This is a genomic window from Ornithinibacillus californiensis (assembly GCF_001038485.1).
Lineage (GTDB): Bacteria > Bacillota > Bacilli > Bacillales > Amphibacillaceae > Ornithinibacillus > Ornithinibacillus californiensis.
The window spans coordinates 1-17,389 of the sequence record NZ_LDUE01000039.1; the positions used below are offsets into that span (position 1 = coordinate 1).

General features: G+C 30.6%; 13 protein-coding genes. 12 read left to right on the top strand and 1 reads right to left on the bottom strand.

The window, feature by feature from the left end:
* The first annotated feature begins 140 nt into the window (after positions 1-140).
* From istA to TE34_RS09500, 6 genes are all read left to right on the top strand, one after another.
* Positions 141-1,709: an IS21 family transposase gene (gene istA, locus TE34_RS09475; RefSeq protein ID WP_047983503.1), complete on the top strand. Its 1,569-nt coding sequence runs from the start codon at positions 141-143 to the stop codon at positions 1,707-1,709.
* Positions 1,706-2,470 (top strand): IS21-like element helper ATPase IstB, encoded by a 765-nt coding sequence (gene istB / locus TE34_RS09480; protein WP_047983502.1) that lies wholly within the window; start codon positions 1,706-1,708, stop codon positions 2,468-2,470. Before istA ends, istB begins: the two co-directional genes overlap by 4 nt.
* Positions 2,471-2,541: 71 nt before the next feature.
* The gene (locus TE34_RS09485; protein ID WP_047984585.1) at positions 2,542-3,408 is read left to right on the top strand and encodes a hypothetical protein; all 867 of its coding nucleotides are present in this window, start codon (positions 2,542-2,544) and stop codon (positions 3,406-3,408) included.
* A complete protein-coding gene (locus tag TE34_RS09490) occupies positions 3,401-3,925 on the top strand; it encodes a hypothetical protein (RefSeq protein WP_047984586.1) in 525 nt (174 codons plus the stop codon). The genes TE34_RS09485 and TE34_RS09490 overlap by 8 nt, the downstream gene beginning before the upstream one ends.
* Positions 3,926-4,138: 213 nt before the next feature.
* Positions 4,139-6,067, top strand: coding sequence for an ATP-dependent nuclease (locus tag TE34_RS09495; RefSeq protein WP_047984587.1), 1,929 nt, complete (start codon positions 4,139-4,141; stop codon positions 6,065-6,067).
* Positions 6,060-7,982, top strand: a complete 1,923-nt coding sequence (locus TE34_RS09500) for an ATP-dependent helicase (protein ID WP_047984588.1) — start codon at positions 6,060-6,062, stop codon at positions 7,980-7,982. Before TE34_RS09495 ends, TE34_RS09500 begins: the two co-directional genes overlap by 8 nt.
* 454 nt (positions 7,983-8,436) lie before the next feature.
* Here TE34_RS09500 and TE34_RS09505 read toward each other — a convergent pair whose 3' ends face one another.
* Positions 8,437-9,564, bottom strand: a complete 1,128-nt coding sequence (locus TE34_RS09505; RefSeq protein WP_047984589.1) for a hypothetical protein — start codon at positions 9,562-9,564, stop codon at positions 8,437-8,439.
* A gap of 352 nt (positions 9,565-9,916) precedes the next feature.
* On the opposite strand from TE34_RS09505, the gene TE34_RS09510 reads away from it, so the two are divergent.
* From TE34_RS09510 to TE34_RS09535, 6 genes are all read left to right on the top strand, one after another.
* Complete coding sequence (locus TE34_RS09510; RefSeq protein ID WP_047984590.1) at positions 9,917-10,534, top strand: hypothetical protein; 618 nt, start codon at positions 9,917-9,919, stop codon at positions 10,532-10,534.
* Positions 10,535-10,567: 33 nt separating this feature from the next.
* On the top strand, positions 10,568-13,654 hold the full coding sequence (locus tag TE34_RS21315) for an ATP-binding protein (protein WP_047984591.1): 3,087 nt from the start codon (positions 10,568-10,570) through the stop codon (positions 13,652-13,654).
* 8 nt (positions 13,655-13,662) lie between these two features.
* Entirely contained in the window at positions 13,663-14,502 is an 840-nt protein-coding gene (locus TE34_RS20660; protein ID WP_201777687.1) for a TIR domain-containing protein, read from the top strand.
* 75 nt (positions 14,503-14,577) lie between these two features.
* Positions 14,578-15,414, top strand: coding sequence for a TIR domain-containing protein (locus tag TE34_RS09525; protein ID WP_047984592.1), 837 nt, complete (start codon positions 14,578-14,580; stop codon positions 15,412-15,414).
* Positions 15,415-15,954, top strand: a complete 540-nt coding sequence (locus TE34_RS09530; protein WP_047984593.1) for a hypothetical protein — start codon at positions 15,415-15,417, stop codon at positions 15,952-15,954.
* A 216-nt stretch (positions 15,955-16,170) separates the two neighbouring features.
* Positions 16,171-17,130, top strand: coding sequence for a ubiquitin family protein (locus TE34_RS09535; RefSeq protein ID WP_047984594.1), 960 nt, complete (start codon positions 16,171-16,173; stop codon positions 17,128-17,130).
* The last annotated feature ends 259 nt before the right edge of the window (positions 17,131-17,389 follow it).

Consider the following 17,389-nt stretch of genomic DNA (forward strand, 5'->3'; position numbering starts at 1 on the left):
TGTGACTGCTAAACTAGAGTAGACAGTTATTGCTAGATAAAAAGAAACACTTATTTACCCAAATATACCAATAAAATATAGGTACTTTCCATTGTAAAATGTTTATATCCTAAAACATACAACAGTGGAGGTAACAGAAGGTGGATAAGTGGGAAATGTATATGGAAATTAGTCAGTTAATCAAAAAGGGATTCAGTAAGACGAAGGTGGCAGACAAGCTAGGAATATCACGTTCAACAGTATATCGTTATCTAAAAAAGTCTCCTTCGGATATGTCTGAGTGGGTAGAGTCACTTCAGACGAGGAGTAAGAAATTAGATGCTTATAAAGAGCTGATATTATCTTGGTTAAGGGAACATCCAGATATGTCAGCTGCACAAGTAGAAGATTGGCTAAAAGAGAAATACGAAGATTTAAAAGTAGGTGAAAGTACAGTTCGATTATATGTTAGAGAGCTTCGAGAGGAATATAAAATAAAGAAGGAAACTTCACCACGAATATATGAGGCTATACCTGATTCACCTATGGGTGAACAAATACAAGTTGATTTTGGTCATACGAAACAGAAGGCAGTCGATAATAAGGAAGTAAAACTAAACTTTATAGCTTTTGTATTATCTAATTCTAGATATAAATATAAAGAATGGTTAGATAGGCCTTACACTACCCAAGATGTCATAAAAGCACATGAAAATGCATTTAGGTGGTTTGGGGGGATTCCAAGTGAATTAGTATACGACCAAGACAGTTTAATAGTCGTCAGTGAGAATGGTGGGGATTTAATATTAACGCAAGAGTTCCAACAATATAAAGAATCTAGGAATCTAACCCTTCGTGTTTGCCGCAAGGCTGATCCAGAGAGTAAAGGAAAAATCGAAAATGTAGTTGGTTTTATTAAACATAACTTCGCTAAACATCGGGTATTTCATAACATTGATTCTTGGAATGAACAGGGTTGGGAATGGCTCAATAGAACTGGAAACTATAAAGTTCATCATACAACAAAAAAGAGACCGGTCGAAGTGTTTTCCCTGGAAAGACAACACTTAAGACCAGTCACCAAAAATCTAGATATAAAATATAACTATGAAAATAGTATAACAAGATGTGTCCATAAGGACAATACTATTCGTTATTTATCTAATCGTTATTCTCTTCCGTTGGGGACGTTTGGCAAATATGAAACTCTCTGCATTAAGGAAACCGAAGAAAAGGCATTAATCATTTATAGCCCTGAAACAGGTGAAATCATCGCAAAGCATCATATCCCTGACGGGAAGGGATTATTGATTAAAGATAGGAAGCATAGCCGAGATAGGACAAAAGGTATCGATGCATTTATGAATACCGTTTCCCAGCAATTTAATGACAATGGGATAGCTTATGATTATCTACAAACAGTAAAAGAAAAGTACCCTCGATATATTAGGGATCAGCTCCAAATGATATTAAAAGAGACAAAAATAAATAACAGGGAAATTCTATCGGCAGCATTGAATGAGTGTATCAAAAGGAACCTTTATGGTGCAACAGATTTTAGCGATGTCGTTGCCTATATAAAACGACACCGACAAATAGAAGATACAGTGAATGATACCGATGAGAATGTAACACGAATAATAGGAGTTTCTGGATGGGTTGTAGAGACGGAGGCTCAAAAAAGGGAATTAGATGCCTATACTTCCATACTGGAGGGTGAACCAGTATGAGTCAGCTAAACCAATTACAAGAGTTGATGAAGACATTACGTTTAACGGAAACAGCAAATCACCTTCCTGCATTAATTAGAGAAGCTGAGCAAAAGGATTCCTCCTTTACTCAGTTCCTCTTAGATGTAGCAAAATATGAACAAACTCGCAGAGAAGAAAAGCAATTAGAAAAACGATTTAAATGGGCTACATTTCCCTTCCAAAAGACACTAGAAGAATTCAATTTAAAAGAACAGAAATCTTTAAGCAACAAACAATTGAATAGATTGAAAGATTTAACGTGGATAGAACAGTTGCACAATATCATTCTATTAGGACCACCAGGTAGTGGGAAAACTCATATATCAATCGGGTTAGGCATTGAAGCGTTAAACCAAGGTTACAAGGTTATCTTTACTACGATGGGAGATCTTGTCCACGTGCTGAAAACGGAGGAAATCACACGTAAATCGCAAACCAGAATGAAAAGAATAAGAGAAGCTGATTTAGTCATTATTGATGATTTGATGTTTATGGCGATGGATCAACAGGAAGCTAATATGTTTTTCCATTTGATCAATGATTTATATAATCAATCATCTATCATTTTAACATCAAATAAAGGCCCAAAAGAGTGGGGAGAATTATTAGGTGACCAAGCAATTACTACAGCTATATTAGATAGAATTTTACATCGAGTTGAAATCATTCATTTAAATGAAGATAGTTATCGAATGAAACATAGATCGACTATATTTGGGCAAGAAAGTGTTTCAAATTAATGAGCATAAATTGTGTCTTTTTACTTGACGGTCACAACTTTTTGAAAATTATTATATAAAGGAAGATGTTAATGAAAAAAGATATGATTTTTTTTGCATTTAGGTACTTTGTAGTGCCACATGAAGATCAAATTACTATGCAGCAGTTAAGGATAGAGAATAAGAATAAGTTGGTTATAGACTTTTTTAAAAAAATAAAAGAACAGAAATATACTTTCTCTGCAAATAATAGAAAGTATATTATATATTATTCACGGAAGATAAATAAAAATATCCACCTATACAAACTAGCAAGAGAAACTCTTAGAACCCTGCATCAAGACGGGGATACAGATGTACAAACCTCGGAAGAGTTAGATTACCCATATATTTATTTTATTGTAGATTACCAAAAACAAATAATATTATTTCAGAAAAAAACTACAGTATTTAAAAAGGTAAGTACTGTAAAAAATCGTATTGAAGAATTAATTAATGAAAAAATTAATAGTTTCGATTATGGAATATTTTTAGAAGAAATTACGGATGAAAATGCGTTTTGGAAATACATAAATCAATCGTCTGAGATATATGAATTAAAATTAAAATTAAATTCACCAAACTTGTTTGGTGGATATATAGATGCTGAAATGCTTTTAAAAAAATTAAATGCTCTTTTTAACAATACAAGTACTGATATAAAATTTAAAAATGAAAAAGGACGACTAAAAGTAGTTAAAAATAATATTGAAGGTTTTATTAAATACATTACCGGTGGTGGTGGTGAATGGGAATTAAATAGCGTATATAAAGGAAAACACCAAAGGATTAGTAGCAAGAAAAATATCAAAACAATTGATTTACCTGATGATATTAATGAAAATGATAGTTCGAAGGGTAAAGTAGTTGAAGGTATTAGAGAACTTGATCATGTAATGGGAGAAAGTAAAGGTGACTAGAATATTAAAGGTTCTTAACTTTGTCATTTCAATATCCCTTTCCTTTTTATTTTCTTACATTTTAGTTAGGTTCAACCCAGAAATAAATGATCTAGAGATTGTGAAGGATGAGTATGTACTAAATTTGATTGGTATTCTAATGGGATTATCTATTGCTGTAATCACATTTTTATTTACCACTATAGAAAAAATAAGAGCTAATCTACTTGAAAATAAATTATATAACGGAACAATTAGAGATATTGAGGTTAACATAAGAAATTTGTATAAATCTATAATGAAAGATACAATAGCAATTTTTATTTCCTTTATTTTACTATTAGTATGCATTTTAACGAAGGGGATAGATTTTCCGATATTAAAAGTACCAATATTTGTTGTGTTTTCAAAGGAAGAGTTGGTTTTGATAACAAAATTGTCCTTATTATTTATAACATTATCAGCTTTATTTGATATTATAGTAAGCCTATTTGGAATTATAACAGGATTTAATAAATCTAGTGAGCTAGAAAGATAGAGATGTGATTATCTAAATGTATTGTTTTTAATTATATCAATTTAACGCTATGGTTCATTTAAAAAAGCAAGAAATATAGGGGGGAATATGAACATGAATTGATATTGGAGTAGGTAGAGAATTTTAAGAAGTATGGAGTAAAGAGTGTATCTAATAAAATCATGTTCTGTTCTACTGAATTCTATATTTTAATTAGACTGGGGGTAAAATGTAATGTTCTTGAAAGAAGTTAGAATAAAAAACTTTAGAAGTTTAAAAGACATTAGAGTTCCACTATCAAAAAATACAATTTTAATTGGCGAGAACAACTCAGGAAAAACGGCATTTCTTGATGCTATTAAATTAGGACTTGGTAGATCTAACAAAAGGGTTTCACCCTTCAATGAATATGACTATTATGTTAATGATGAGAAAAGTGAACCAAAAAATTCTGATGGGATTATTATTGAATTTATCTTTAGAGAGGAAAAACCTAACCAATGGCCTGAAAAGATCCCTCAGATATTAGGTGAAATTGTACAACCTATAATGTGGGAGGAAGATGAAGAAGAGGCAATAAACCAGATTTGGTTACGGGTATTCTCTAGATACGATGAAAGCCAAAAAGATTTTATAATAGAAACAGACTTTCTTAATACTGAAGGAGAAACACTTTCTGGTAAAGCATCAAATAGTAAATATAATGATTTTCTTCAACTTACACCAGTCTTTTATTTGCAAGCTTTACGTGATATTCACGACACGTTTAGTTCCAACTCGCCTTTCTGGGGGAGATTTTTGAAAAAGGTAAATATACCTGACGAGAAGCTTTGGGAAATTCAAAATAGTCTTTCTAAAACTAATGAAGAGATAATAAAAAGTGATTCGAATCTTGAGGAATTGATAAAATCCTTAGAAAGCATTCACAAGGTACTATCTCTAAATGATAAAGAGGTAGTGTCAATAAATGCGCTGCCATTAAAAACATGGGATATCCTTTCAAAGTCACAAGTAGTAATGAAAGGTAAAGGAAGTAATGTAGATTTTCCACTTGATAGACACGGACAAGGTACTCAAAGTCTAGCAACCTTATTTTTATTTCAAGCATATATTGATGTTTTATTAAAAACTACTTTTGAAGAAGAAACAGAAGCGATATTAACTTTAGAAGAACCAGAGGCACACCTACACCCTCAAGCAAGCCGTTCATTAGCTTCAAAGATAAACAAAATAGATTGTCAAAAAATAATTTCGACTCATTCTCCGTACTTTGTTCAAAATATGAACTTAATGGACCTTAGATTATTCAGGAAAACAGGGTCAGAAACTTTTATTCACTATTTAATAGATAAAGTTGAAGTAACCGTAGAGGGGAAAGAAAGTTTACTTAGATTTATTAAAGCGAAAGGTGGGAAATTTTCTTATAATGAAATCACCAATAAACTAGTAGCGTTTGAGCCAATAAGTGAGCAAGAATCACGAGGTCTATATGGAATGTATAAGGATACTGAATTCGCTGAGGTAATTGATAATTTCATCGCTAAATCCCAATTAATACTTACAAAAGAAGAAAGGAATGACTTATTTACGTTTGTCCAGAGGACAAGAGGGGAATTATTTTTTGCTAGAGGTTGGTTATTAGCAGAAGGCCAAACGGAGTATATACTGTTACAATATTTTTCAGAGATATTAGACCTTCCTCTTGATGATTATGGTATAAGTATAATTGATTATCAAAATAATGGTTCACCGGGTGCATTCATTAAATTAGCTAAATTGCTTGATTTTCCATGGCTTTTACTTTCAGACAATGATGATCAAGGAGAAAGTACATTAGCTCAAATTGAAAAAATAGGTTACAAGCAAGAAGAAATAGAAAAACTTGTTTCAATGCTTCCTCAGAAAGATTTTGAAACGTATTTAGCATATCAAGGTTTTATTGAGGAATTTAAGGCTATCGCAATTGAAAACGGTTATACTATAAGTGAAGATGCACTGGGAATGGTAGACAAAGATGAATTAGCTGAAATTATTAAGAAAGATAAAGTGGGTAACGCAAATAGATTGGTAGAAATCTTGAAAGATAGAAATAGTAATAGTGAAAGAGTACCTAAACTTGTACATGAAATGATAGAAAGGAGTGTGAGTATTTCAAATGAGTGATTTATTCAAAACAGAGTTTTCAAAATTAACCCCTGTTCAAATGAAAGTTGTTAATTGGAATGAGGGGCCATTAGTAGTCATAGCTGGACCGGGATCGGGAAAAACAAGAGTACTCACATATAGAATCGCGCGAATACTTAAAGAGTCAATTAATGAAAACTTCAGGATATTAGGTTTAACGTTTACTAATAAAGCAGCAGACGAAATGCGTGTTAGATTAAATGAATTAGTACCAGACATGAATAAAAGAATGTATTTAGGAACATTTCATAGTTTTTGCGCAGAAGTACTACGAAATCATGGTTCCCATGTAGGAGTTAATCCAGATTTTACTATCTATTCTGATTCAAAAGATTTGAATGAGATTATTAAAGAAGTGAAAATAGAATTAGAAAGTAACGGTGAGATAGATTCAATAGGAACAACAAACTTATTACCTGTTATTCAATATCTTCAAAAGAACCTAATTGAGTCTGGTGTTCCTTTAGATAAATTAATATCAAACCCTAACTTGAGAAATGCAGTAGAAAAAATATATATAGGATATTTAAATAAGTTAAACTCTTTGAATGCTTTGGATTTTGAGTCCTTAATTTTTAGGACTTATCTTTTATTCAAAAAGTACCCTTTTATTGCTAATCATTATCGGAAAATTTATTCATATATATGTATTGATGAATTTCAGGATACGAATTACGCACAGTATCAAATGATTAAACAACTAACAAAAAGTAAATTTAAGAACCTATTTATAGTAGCGGATGATGACCAATTAATTTATCAGTGGAATGGTGCAAGTAACAAGCGAATACATGAGTTTAAAGAGGAATATGAAGCAGATATCATACAGTTATCTGATAACTTTAGATGCCCTTCAGCTGTTGTTACGCTGGCCAATAATCTTATCGCCCATAATAAGGGTCGATTAGAAAATAAAAAACCGCTTCATGCAATGAAGAAAATCGAGGAAGATTCTAAATCAATACGGTTAAAAAACTTCCCTTCATTTGATGATGAAATACAGTGGATTGTAAAAGACTTAGAATTGAAAGTTAGTCATGATAACAAATCAACATTTGCTGTCATTGCACGTTCTAATAAATTGTTGTTAAAGATTTATGAAGAATTAAAGAAAAAGGAAATACCTACTGTCATTTCAAAGAGGAAAAATGAGTTTGAAAATCCTCATATATCTTGGATGCATAGTCTTCTTCGTTTGGCAAATAAAAGGAATGATAAAAAGTTCTTACAAGAAGTGATAAACACTTTTGAGTATTTCAGCGAACATGAAGTAGACATTGATGAGGTAATTGCTTGGAGTGATGCTAGAGATGGTGATTATTTAAAGGGATACTATAATTGTATTTCTTCATTAGAACTTAGTAAAAATTATTTACATTCACTAAATCTTAATCTTATTGAAGGGAAAAGCTTTATTAAATTTATAGAGGATACTCTTCAATGGTTAAATACAGATATATTTATTAATAAAATGGAAGATGAACAAAAAGAATTATTTTATGATGAGTTTGAAGTTTGGAAGCAATTAATGACTAGCTTTTATTATAAATATGGGTATAATGATGTGACTCTTAGTACGTTTTTACAGGAGCTTGATTTGTCCTCTAAACAAAAAGAACCAGATGTTGGTTACGTACAGTGTTTAACTATCCATTCTGCTAAAGGCAAAGAGTTTGACCATGTATATATCTTGGGATTAGTAGAGGATGAACTACCCTCATTTGCGAGTAAGAAAAAAGGGGACTTTAGTATTGAAATGGAGGAAGAAAGACGAAACTGCTTTGTCGCAATAACACGTACTCTCTCTACGCTTACATTAACTTATGCAAATAGGTACAATGGATGGACAAAGCAACCCTCTAGATTCTTATATGAAATGGGGATTATAGGGTAAGGATACTATTTTTTATTAATGCGTTAGCAAAATGCTAACATTTTGCTAACGCAATCCCATAAAAAACGGTAAATCCACGTTAAAGATGTTACAGTCAAAAATATCCAAAACGTTGATTTACCGCACTTTTTGCACCTCTCATTAACGATATTACACACTCTCATCTTACGGGCGGCATGATATGATAGTCGCCAAAATCCTTGATATATAAGGGTTTTTGAGTTAAATAAGTTGGTTGGCTAACATTTGACTGACAATTTATACTTTATTGTAGGCCTCTCATAAGTTGTCCACACTTTTGAGAAGCCTCTTTTTTATCAAATTAATATTCTTTAGCGCCTACTTATTGTTAGTGAAATTTTTTATCATTACAAAGTATGTGATGATGAAGTAATAGTACTATGAAATTATTGGAAAGACACTCTTGCTATAGAATATACTAGATCTTAATATATTATTTATTAGGGTGTTTATTAGAATTGGTTGATCTAAAATCTCTTCTTTTAATTAATGTGAATACTCTTCTAGTTATCTTTTCAAAATCGCTCATACTTTTAATATTATTTATCCGTAAATAATCTGAAATGATATCATTAAAAGGTGCCATATAGTCACTGACAATCTTATAGGTAAGTGCATTAATATAATTATTATCTTTTTTCATCTTACTATTTACATAGTCCAGAAAGTTCTCTCTATCCTCATTATAATGAATCATATTTCTTAACTCTTTGCACTCTTCTTCTATCTCACTATCAAATTTGTTAATAATTGCTGATAACTTGAATTGACAATTTTCATCTATCTGATTGAAGTTATCAGGTAAAAATCTACGCATATTCTTTAGATTATCCATGACCTCATCTGCTTTAATTGTTAAGAGCCTTAATAATATATAATTTTCTAATTGAAGTTTGTCATATTTGATGGAGATTCCTTTATAAAGCCAAATACAAGTGGAAGCTTCTTGAAGACTAACTACTAATCTTGTTAAAGCGACATTATGATTTTGGTCTTCTCCATAAAATTTAGTACTTAATATGTCTTTATCTCTATAAGGCTTATCATCGTTATATAAAAAAGTAGGAGGATCCATTAGTGGTAGGGTATAATTGGATTTTTCTATAAGTTTCTCTATAATTAGCCCAGCAGATTCTCCCACCATTTTAGCAAATGCAAGTGCGATCTTTCCGGTTTCTTTAGGGTTAGTGCTAAAGAAATGAGTATCTTGAAATATGTAAGTTGTATATATTGTACTTCCTACTAGCTTGTCACCTTCTAAGTAAAAGCCTAGGTTATCTATATCATTTCCAAACTGATATGTGTGTAAATCTACTATACGATTGTACACTTTATAATTATCTTTTTTTTGAAATAACTTCACCCTATGGCGTATCTTCTTTATAGTCGGATCCAATTGAACCGAGTCATCTAGAATATCCTTGTTTATTTGATAAATCATTAAACAAATATCTCGAAATAAAGGATACACTGGTACTGCTGAAAACTTTTTATTTTTTTTTATATTTAATAAACTTGCCGTTGCTATTAAGTCATAATAAGCAGTATATATACTATACAATAGTACCCCCCCTAATTTTGTGGAAGTCTTTTTAAAGCTTTTTGTTATGAACATATATAGTCATTGTTGTTTTAAACCTGCTTAACCATTTTTTGTATTTCTTTAAAATACACACCTATGTAAAAATCTGCATTTCTAATACATTCGACAGAAAAATCCTAAACCCCTGCAAATTATGTAGAGAAATTATGATTTTGTCGAATTATTAAATTGGAAATAGGAAGTAATATCTGTGTGTATGCCTATTCTAGTATTTTATATTAAGAATTAATAGTGAATTCAGTAGAAAGTTATGGTAGTAAAGTATAAAATTAAACTAATAATTAATATAGATTTAAAAAGAGGTGAGCTGATGGCTAAAGATTTTGATGAGCTTTATTTTCATGACAGACCTGATCTAACTCCATACCTAATTCACCTTACAAAAAATACTCTGAAAGAAGATCAATATACAGCGCTAGATAACCTAGTGAGTATTTTAAAAACAGGAGTCATATGGGGGAGCAATAGAACAGGTTTCGTAAAGGGGAATGATACTGCAGCATGTTTTATGGACATACCTTTTAGTTCGCTAAAATACGTTCTAGATAAAGAAAGTGCAAATCCTAATAATCCAAGATATGAACCTTATGGCATTGCATTCACAAAGAAATTTGGCTATAAAAAAAACTGTAGACCTGTTTTATATTTGTCTAATCAAGAAATTCAAGATTTAAATATACCAAAGAGTGAACTGTGGAGAGTAGTAAGATTCGAAGTTAATGAAAAAGGTTGGATAAGTTGGTTACATGAGAGAGAATGGAGGCACAAAGGGGACTTTAAATTACCTACAAATGCAATTACCTTAGTAAAAACTGCAAAAGAAGCAAAAGAACTTCAAAAAATGATATATGACGAACCCGATGGGTTTAAGATAAAACCACGTGCGATTATTCCTTTAAATATTGTCAACCAAGGACTATACATCTAAAGTAAGGAAGATTGTTTTAGGCGAGGTGGATATATGTATAAAGAAAAAATACTCTTAGAAAGACAAGAAGCACATAATGCTAATGTAGCAAATAAAATACTAGATATGATGGACAAGCTTAAATTAAGTGTTAATAGTAATAGTCCTAGAAGATGGATATGGGAGCTATTGCAAAATGCGAAAGATGTTTCTAATTCTAGTGGTAAAGTGAAAGTTAAAATTAATTTAAGTAAAGAAAAAAATATTCTTGAATTTAGCCATAACGGTAGACCATTTTCTACTAAGAATATCGTATTCCTAATTGAACAGGTATCTACCAAAGATAGAGATGCGGGACATAAAGAAGAAAAAGTAACGGGTAAGTTTGGTACTGGATTCTTAACAACACATCTTTTGTCAGAGATAGTTACTGTAAATGGCTATATAGCAGATGAACATGAGCCAATTAAGAATTTTAAGGTTACTATTGATAGGTCAGGTAAAAATAAAGAAACAATAATAGAGTCAATAAATTTAGCATATGAGGAATTAGATGAAAGTACCGTGGCAAAAGGGTCACAGTATTACAATCCTAACGATTATAATACGGTTTTTACATATTCATTAGATGAAAAAGGGAAAGAAGTTGCTGAAACAGGATTAGAAGACTTAAAGATTTCAATTCCATATGTAATGGCATTAAACCCTAAGATAGAAGAGGTAAATATTGAATCTGAAAACATTACATATAAGGTTATTGAGAAACTAGACTGTAGGCTAGAGAATTCCTCTATATATAAGATAGAAGAGTTACTAGATGGTAATGTAAAATATTATTTTATTTTGTTGGTTGAGGATCAACCAGTTAGGGTGGCTGTAGCACTTGAAAAAAGAAATGAACAAGTGTGGATAAAGCAATTTGATAAAAAACAGCCTAAAATATTCTGTGACTTTCCATTAGTTGGTACAGATGATTTTCCATTTCCGATAATAGTTGAAAGCGGAACATTTAATCCTACAGAACCGAGAGACGGTATTTTTTTAACTGACATAGAAAATGGAAAAATTCAAGAGAATAAGAACTTGATACTTAAAGCGTGTAAATTATATCAATCACTATTAAACTATGCATCTGAAAATTATTGGTATGGTCTATATAATGCTACTGAGATAAAAAGAATCACTCCTAAAGATTGGATTTCAACTGATTGGTTAAAGCAAAGTGTGGTTGATAAACTAAAAGAATTTATTAAATACTGTCCAATAATAGATAATGCTGCCAGCAAAAGAATTGCATTATATAATGAAACTGGTGAAAACCAAGTGGCAATACCAAATCATATAAATGAGCAAATTCGATCTAGTATATGGGACTTGACTAGAAAGTGGATTCCTAACGAGTTACCGCGGAAAGAGGATATCCATCATTGGTATAAATCTCTATGGAGTGAATGTAAAAATCTCGATTTAGAAAGATTGACAATGAGAATTGAAGAATTAAAAGAATTAGAGGCATTGACCGATAGCTTAGAAATCGAATATAAACCAGAGTCTTGGTTAAATGAATACTTTACTCTTGTAAAAAAAGAAAAGAGAATGATAGAGCATATAGTCTCAGGGAAATATGCTGTAATACCTAATCAAAACGGGATTTTTAAATTAGGTACAGAACTTTCACTTGATGATAATATTGATGAGGATTATAAGGAAATATTAGATCTACTCGGAGAAGATTGTAAAGAGTACCTACTACATAGGAATGTCGAGGCCAATAACTTTATTGATTATGAAAAAGTTAATAACGAAAGCATTATAAGAAAAATAGTAGAAGAGCTAAAATGGGCTAGTGGTGAATTAGAGTGTAAAGTATATTCTAGAATCTTAGTTTTACATCAAGAGGAGCTAAATTACAAGAAACAAATTGAAATTCAACCGTTTGCAGTGAAAATCTTCGGAAATTATTTTCAGGAAAAGAAGTATGTTAAAAATATTTCGGAAGAGTTATTAGACAAGTCTATTAAGAGTGTTGCTACACAGATTGCGGAAAAAATAAGCGAAACAGAAAATATCAATAATTTTGTTAATGACTACAATTTTCTAAGTAAGAGTGAAGCATTAAAGTGGCTAGGTAAATTTGTTGATTTTCTAGTGAAAAATGATTTCGACAATTTGATAAATAAATCAACAAAACCTATTTTACCAAATCAAAACGGTTTTTACTTAACAAAAGATGATTTGTTCTTAGATGATGGAGAAATAGATGAAGAATTAAAAAGTATTGCTACAGAGTGTGGACTCGATATTAGAAATGAACTATTAGATAAAGAAATTTTTCTGAAGCTGCCTGAAAATAGAGAAAAGCACACAAAGGATTTAGCAGAACCAATAGTAGCATTCGTTAAAAAAAATGAAGGAAACAGAATAAATCAAAGTGGTGAAATCAAGTCAATTTTTAAGAGAATATTTATTTGGATAGAAGAGAACTTAGATCTAGCCCAGAAAGTTTTTCCGGAACTTTGTGAAAATAAACATTGGTTATATGATGATAAAGAGATTGCTTCAAATATGAAAAAAGCAGAAATCTACGATGATCTTCTAGACAAATACGGGATAAAGGATAGCGTTACGTTAGAAAAAATATTGCAACAAAAAAGTACTAATGAATTTAATATTACCTCAAAAGAAACTATGACTGAAGATATATTAATTCAGTCTGGTATTTATACGGATAAGACATTGGAAAATGCGATGAATAATGCGTTTTTTGCGGATAATTTTACCCATTTATCTGAGAGTGATAAATTCAAATTTGACTATGTGAAAAAGATATTAGAACGATCTAAAGATAATGTTTTAACTTATCTAGGTAGTAAAAATGAATATGATTTAAATTCAATGGTAGAAATTGATAAGACAATATTTTTAGTGAAGAAGAATAATGAGGAGATTTATATTATTACAAGGCCATCTGATTACGGACAAGTTATTCTATATTATGAATCAGAGAAAGATATTTTGGATTATGAGAAGGATTGGGAATTATGGGTTGAGGATGGAAGTCATCAACCACAAAAGATTACTTTCGGTAAAATGCTAAAGATGACTGGTATAAATAAGATACCATTAAAAAGAGTTAGGTAGGAGTTCTAATGATTGATGCTAATGTAGTTAGAGGTCTTTTGAAAAGTGATGATTGCCCTAATTTAATATGTAGAGAATTTGAATTAAAACCGAAAAATATAGCAATGTATATTGCTGCGATGGGTAACACAATGGACGGATACATCGTTATTGGGGCTAGTAAGGATAATCAAGGTTTTAGGCTCAATAATATTAGTAGGAGATTTAATTTTAAAAATATTATAGATGCAGCGGTTAATTTGCTTTCAATAAATCCGAAAATAGAATACCAGATAATTGATATTGAAGGTAAATCAATTTTTGCTATCAAGGTTTTAAAATCAGTAAATGAAATTTTCATAGATGAAAAATTATATATAGTAGAAAATAATGAAGTTGTTAAGGTTGATGGAGGAAGAATAATGGATATGACAAAGGTGTTTATTGTTCATGGACACGATAATGCGGCGAAACAAGAAGTAGCACGATTTGTTGAAAGGTTAGGTTTAGAGGCTATTATATTGCACGAACAAGTTAATCTAGGTAAGACCATTATTGAGAAAATAGAAGAAAATACAAACGTAGGTTTTGCAATTGTTTTATATACTCCATGTGATGAAGGAAAAGTAAAGGGAACTGGAGACTTAAAAGATAGGGCTAGACAAAATGTAGTCTTTGAACATGGATATCTCATTGGGAAATTAGGAAGAGAGAGAGTATCTGCTTTGGTAAAAGGCGATATTGAAAAACCAAATGACATTTCTGGTGTAGTCTATATTGATATGGATGAAAGTGGAGGATGGAAAGTACCGCTATTTAGAGAAATGAGAAGTGTTGGTTATGATATTGACATGAATAAAATAGGATGATTTTGCAATCATCAAATTAGTAACCTATAGGGTTTATAACTCGTTTTTATATTATTTTTTAATAGGAGATGCTTTATGAAGGGGTCAAGAGTTTTTATTAGTTATAATAACCAAGATTATTCTAAAGCTAGCATTATTAAGGAGCGCCTAGAAAGTGTTGGATTAGAGGTTTCCATAGAAGAGATTGAGACAAGTAATGACATTATTAATGACATAAATTACAAGATTAGTTCAAGTGATTATTTTATTATATTGCTTTCTGAGCATTATGTGGAGAGTAAATGGACTGAATTTGAGATGAACAAAATTCGTAGTGATTTTTACTATCGTAATATCGTTATAATTCCTGTTTTGATTTCAAAAGTAAAAAAACCATACTCATTAAGAAATTTCAAATCTTTTAAGCTTTATGAGGATTTCGATAATAATTTAGAATATCTATCATCTTATTTAAAAAATATAAAATATCTCGACTTTGATTTAATTAGTGAATATGAATTTATGAATTTAGTCTCTGAACTATTAGTAAAATTAAAATTTAAAATTGATAATAAAGAGATAAGACAATTGGATTATGGAGTCGATATTATAGCCAGCTCCATTAATAGAAATCAGTTGGTGGATAGTTTTACTACTAATTGGCTAATCGATTGTAGATTTTACAAGAGTTCAAGGGTTGATCTCTCATCAATTAAGGAATTAAGTTACCAAATACGTACTAATTATCCTAATTATAATGGAGTTTTAGTGACAAACAGTTTAATTACATCAACTACCCTTGAAACACTAGAAATTATTAGGAAGAAAGATAAAGTAAATATTTTTGTAGTAGATGGAAGGAAATTAAAACAATTATTGCTAAAATACCCTGAACTTATCGAAAAGTTCTTCTTTGGAATAGGGGGATTTTAGATGACTACAGTTCTGGACTTAGTAGATAGACTTAATAATTGTCCGGCCGGGCGTACCAACTGGAGTGACTTTGAGGATATCTGTGTGGAAATATTAGAATATCTATTTGTACCACCGTTACAGCCACCAATTATTCAACCAAGATCATATTCGGGAATAGATCGCAGAGATGCAGTTTTCGCAAATAGAGAAGATACTGGGACAAACACTTGGGCGAAGATAAGACGTGAATTAAATGCTCGAATGATATTGTTTGAATTCAAGAATTATGACACGAGTGAAATTGGTAAAGAAGAAATTCTTCAGGTTAAAAATTATCTTACAAATCCTATGGGAAAACTAGCTATTATTTGTTCTACAAAGTTACCGAATAACGCAGCTCATATAAAAAGAAATACAATATTTTCTGATGATAGAACAGTGATATTATTTATCACAAAGGAAAAATTAGAGGAAATGTTATACATAAAGGAACGTGGTGAAGAACCTGCAGACTTAATTATGGACGAAATTGAGAAATTCTATTTGCAACATGAGTGATTTTTTTATTGGATATCTAGATTTTCATTTTGTAGTAAACAGATAAAGGTAAACCAAGAAAATCAATATTAGCCTATTAATTTTTTTGATGGAATTATTCTGTAATTTGGGTAGCCCACAAAGCCAGTTTATCATTTATAAATAAAAGAAAGTGTAATAGAAAGGAAGAAACAGTGTTAAAACTGATTATTTTGATAATTGGAGCGAGTGATTGCCATGAATTATAAACTTTATCCACCGTTTTTAAAAGTACCAGAAGAAGAAGATTTTTCAGATGTTTGGGAAAGCTTTTGTTTTAAACTTCTATGTCTAGAGAGGAGTCAAAATAATATCCATAGGAGAAACCCACCTGAACAGGGAGTAGACATTTTTGATTCTACTGATAAAATAGCTTATCAATGTAAAAGTGTAGAGTCAGGGAAGAGTGGGGACTTTAATGTTACTCAAGCTATAAATTCGTTAAAATCTGCACTGGCTATTAAGAGTCAGTTGGGGTGGAAAGATTATGTCCTTTGTACAAATGTACTTGTATCAGGTACTTCTGAAAAAAAGTTAAAAGAAGTATATCCTGATATAATAATAAAATCAAAAAATAACTGGGATCTATTATGTGAAAAATATAATACGGAAGTTGAAAGGAATTTTAATATTTTAATAGAAATTCCTTCTCAAAAATTACTAAGTTCTGTAAAAGAGAGTTTTCTTGACCACTATACAGATAAGTTGTTATCTAAATTGAATAACAAAGAAATTGAAATTTTTCTCTATTCAAATCGATATGAAAGTATCTATAAAATTCAAGTTTCTCCTGAATTTACAATTAAGGATTTATTAAATATTATTAGAGGTTTTTTTAAATTCCCTGAATCAAGGGAATTAATTTATGATGATATAAGAGTTTCTTTAAAGCATTCGATTGTTTTTAACAAAAGAAAACAAACACTTTCAAAAACATTAGGTGAAATAGGAATCACACAGGGTGATGTTATAACATATTGGACAACGATTGTTTGGGAAGATCAATATAAATTTAGAAGTGATGTAATAAATAATTTGACCTTAAATAGATTAAACAAATCTGAAAGGAAGGACAAAGCCATTGAGCTTTATAAAAAAGAAATAAAAAAAAGGATGATAGAAATAGATAGTAATCTTACTAATAATCAGGATAAATAAATTAATTCTAAGTTTTATATTTTGCATTTATCATTCGATCCGTAATGTGTATGGATATGATAAGATATTCAAAATCAAAATCGTTCACCGTTTAAATATATTTATTGCTTTTATTATTATAGTATCTTAACAATCATGCTAACAATTTGCTAACGCAATCCCATTAAAAACGGTAAATCCCCGTTAAAGATGTTACAGTTAAAAATATCCAAAACGTTGATTTACCGCACTTTATGAACCTCACGTTAACGATATTACA

Excerpts from the sequence above, each read along its gene's own strand:
- istB (WP_047983502.1), top strand. The coding sequence starts at position 1,706 with ATGAGTCAGCTAAACCAATTACAAGAGTTGATGAAGACATTACGTTTA.
- TE34_RS09485 (WP_047984585.1), top strand. The coding sequence starts at position 2,542 with ATGAAAAAAGATATGATTTTTTTTGCATTTAGGTACTTTGTAGTGCCA.
- TE34_RS09495 (WP_047984587.1), top strand. The coding sequence starts at position 4,139 with ATGTTCTTGAAAGAAGTTAGAATAAAAAACTTTAGAAGTTTAAAAGAC.
- TE34_RS09500 (WP_047984588.1), top strand. The coding sequence starts at position 6,060 with ATGAGTGATTTATTCAAAACAGAGTTTTCAAAATTAACCCCTGTTCAA.
- TE34_RS09510 (WP_047984590.1), top strand. The coding sequence starts at position 9,917 with ATGGCTAAAGATTTTGATGAGCTTTATTTTCATGACAGACCTGATCTA.
- TE34_RS21315 (WP_047984591.1), top strand. The coding sequence starts at position 10,568 with ATGTATAAAGAAAAAATACTCTTAGAAAGACAAGAAGCACATAATGCT.
- TE34_RS20660 (WP_201777687.1), top strand. The coding sequence starts at position 13,663 with ATGATTGATGCTAATGTAGTTAGAGGTCTTTTGAAAAGTGATGATTGC.
- TE34_RS09525 (WP_047984592.1), top strand. The coding sequence starts at position 14,578 with ATGAAGGGGTCAAGAGTTTTTATTAGTTATAATAACCAAGATTATTCT.
- TE34_RS09530 (WP_047984593.1), top strand. The coding sequence starts at position 15,415 with ATGACTACAGTTCTGGACTTAGTAGATAGACTTAATAATTGTCCGGCC.
- TE34_RS09535 (WP_047984594.1), top strand. The coding sequence starts at position 16,171 with ATGAATTATAAACTTTATCCACCGTTTTTAAAAGTACCAGAAGAAGAA.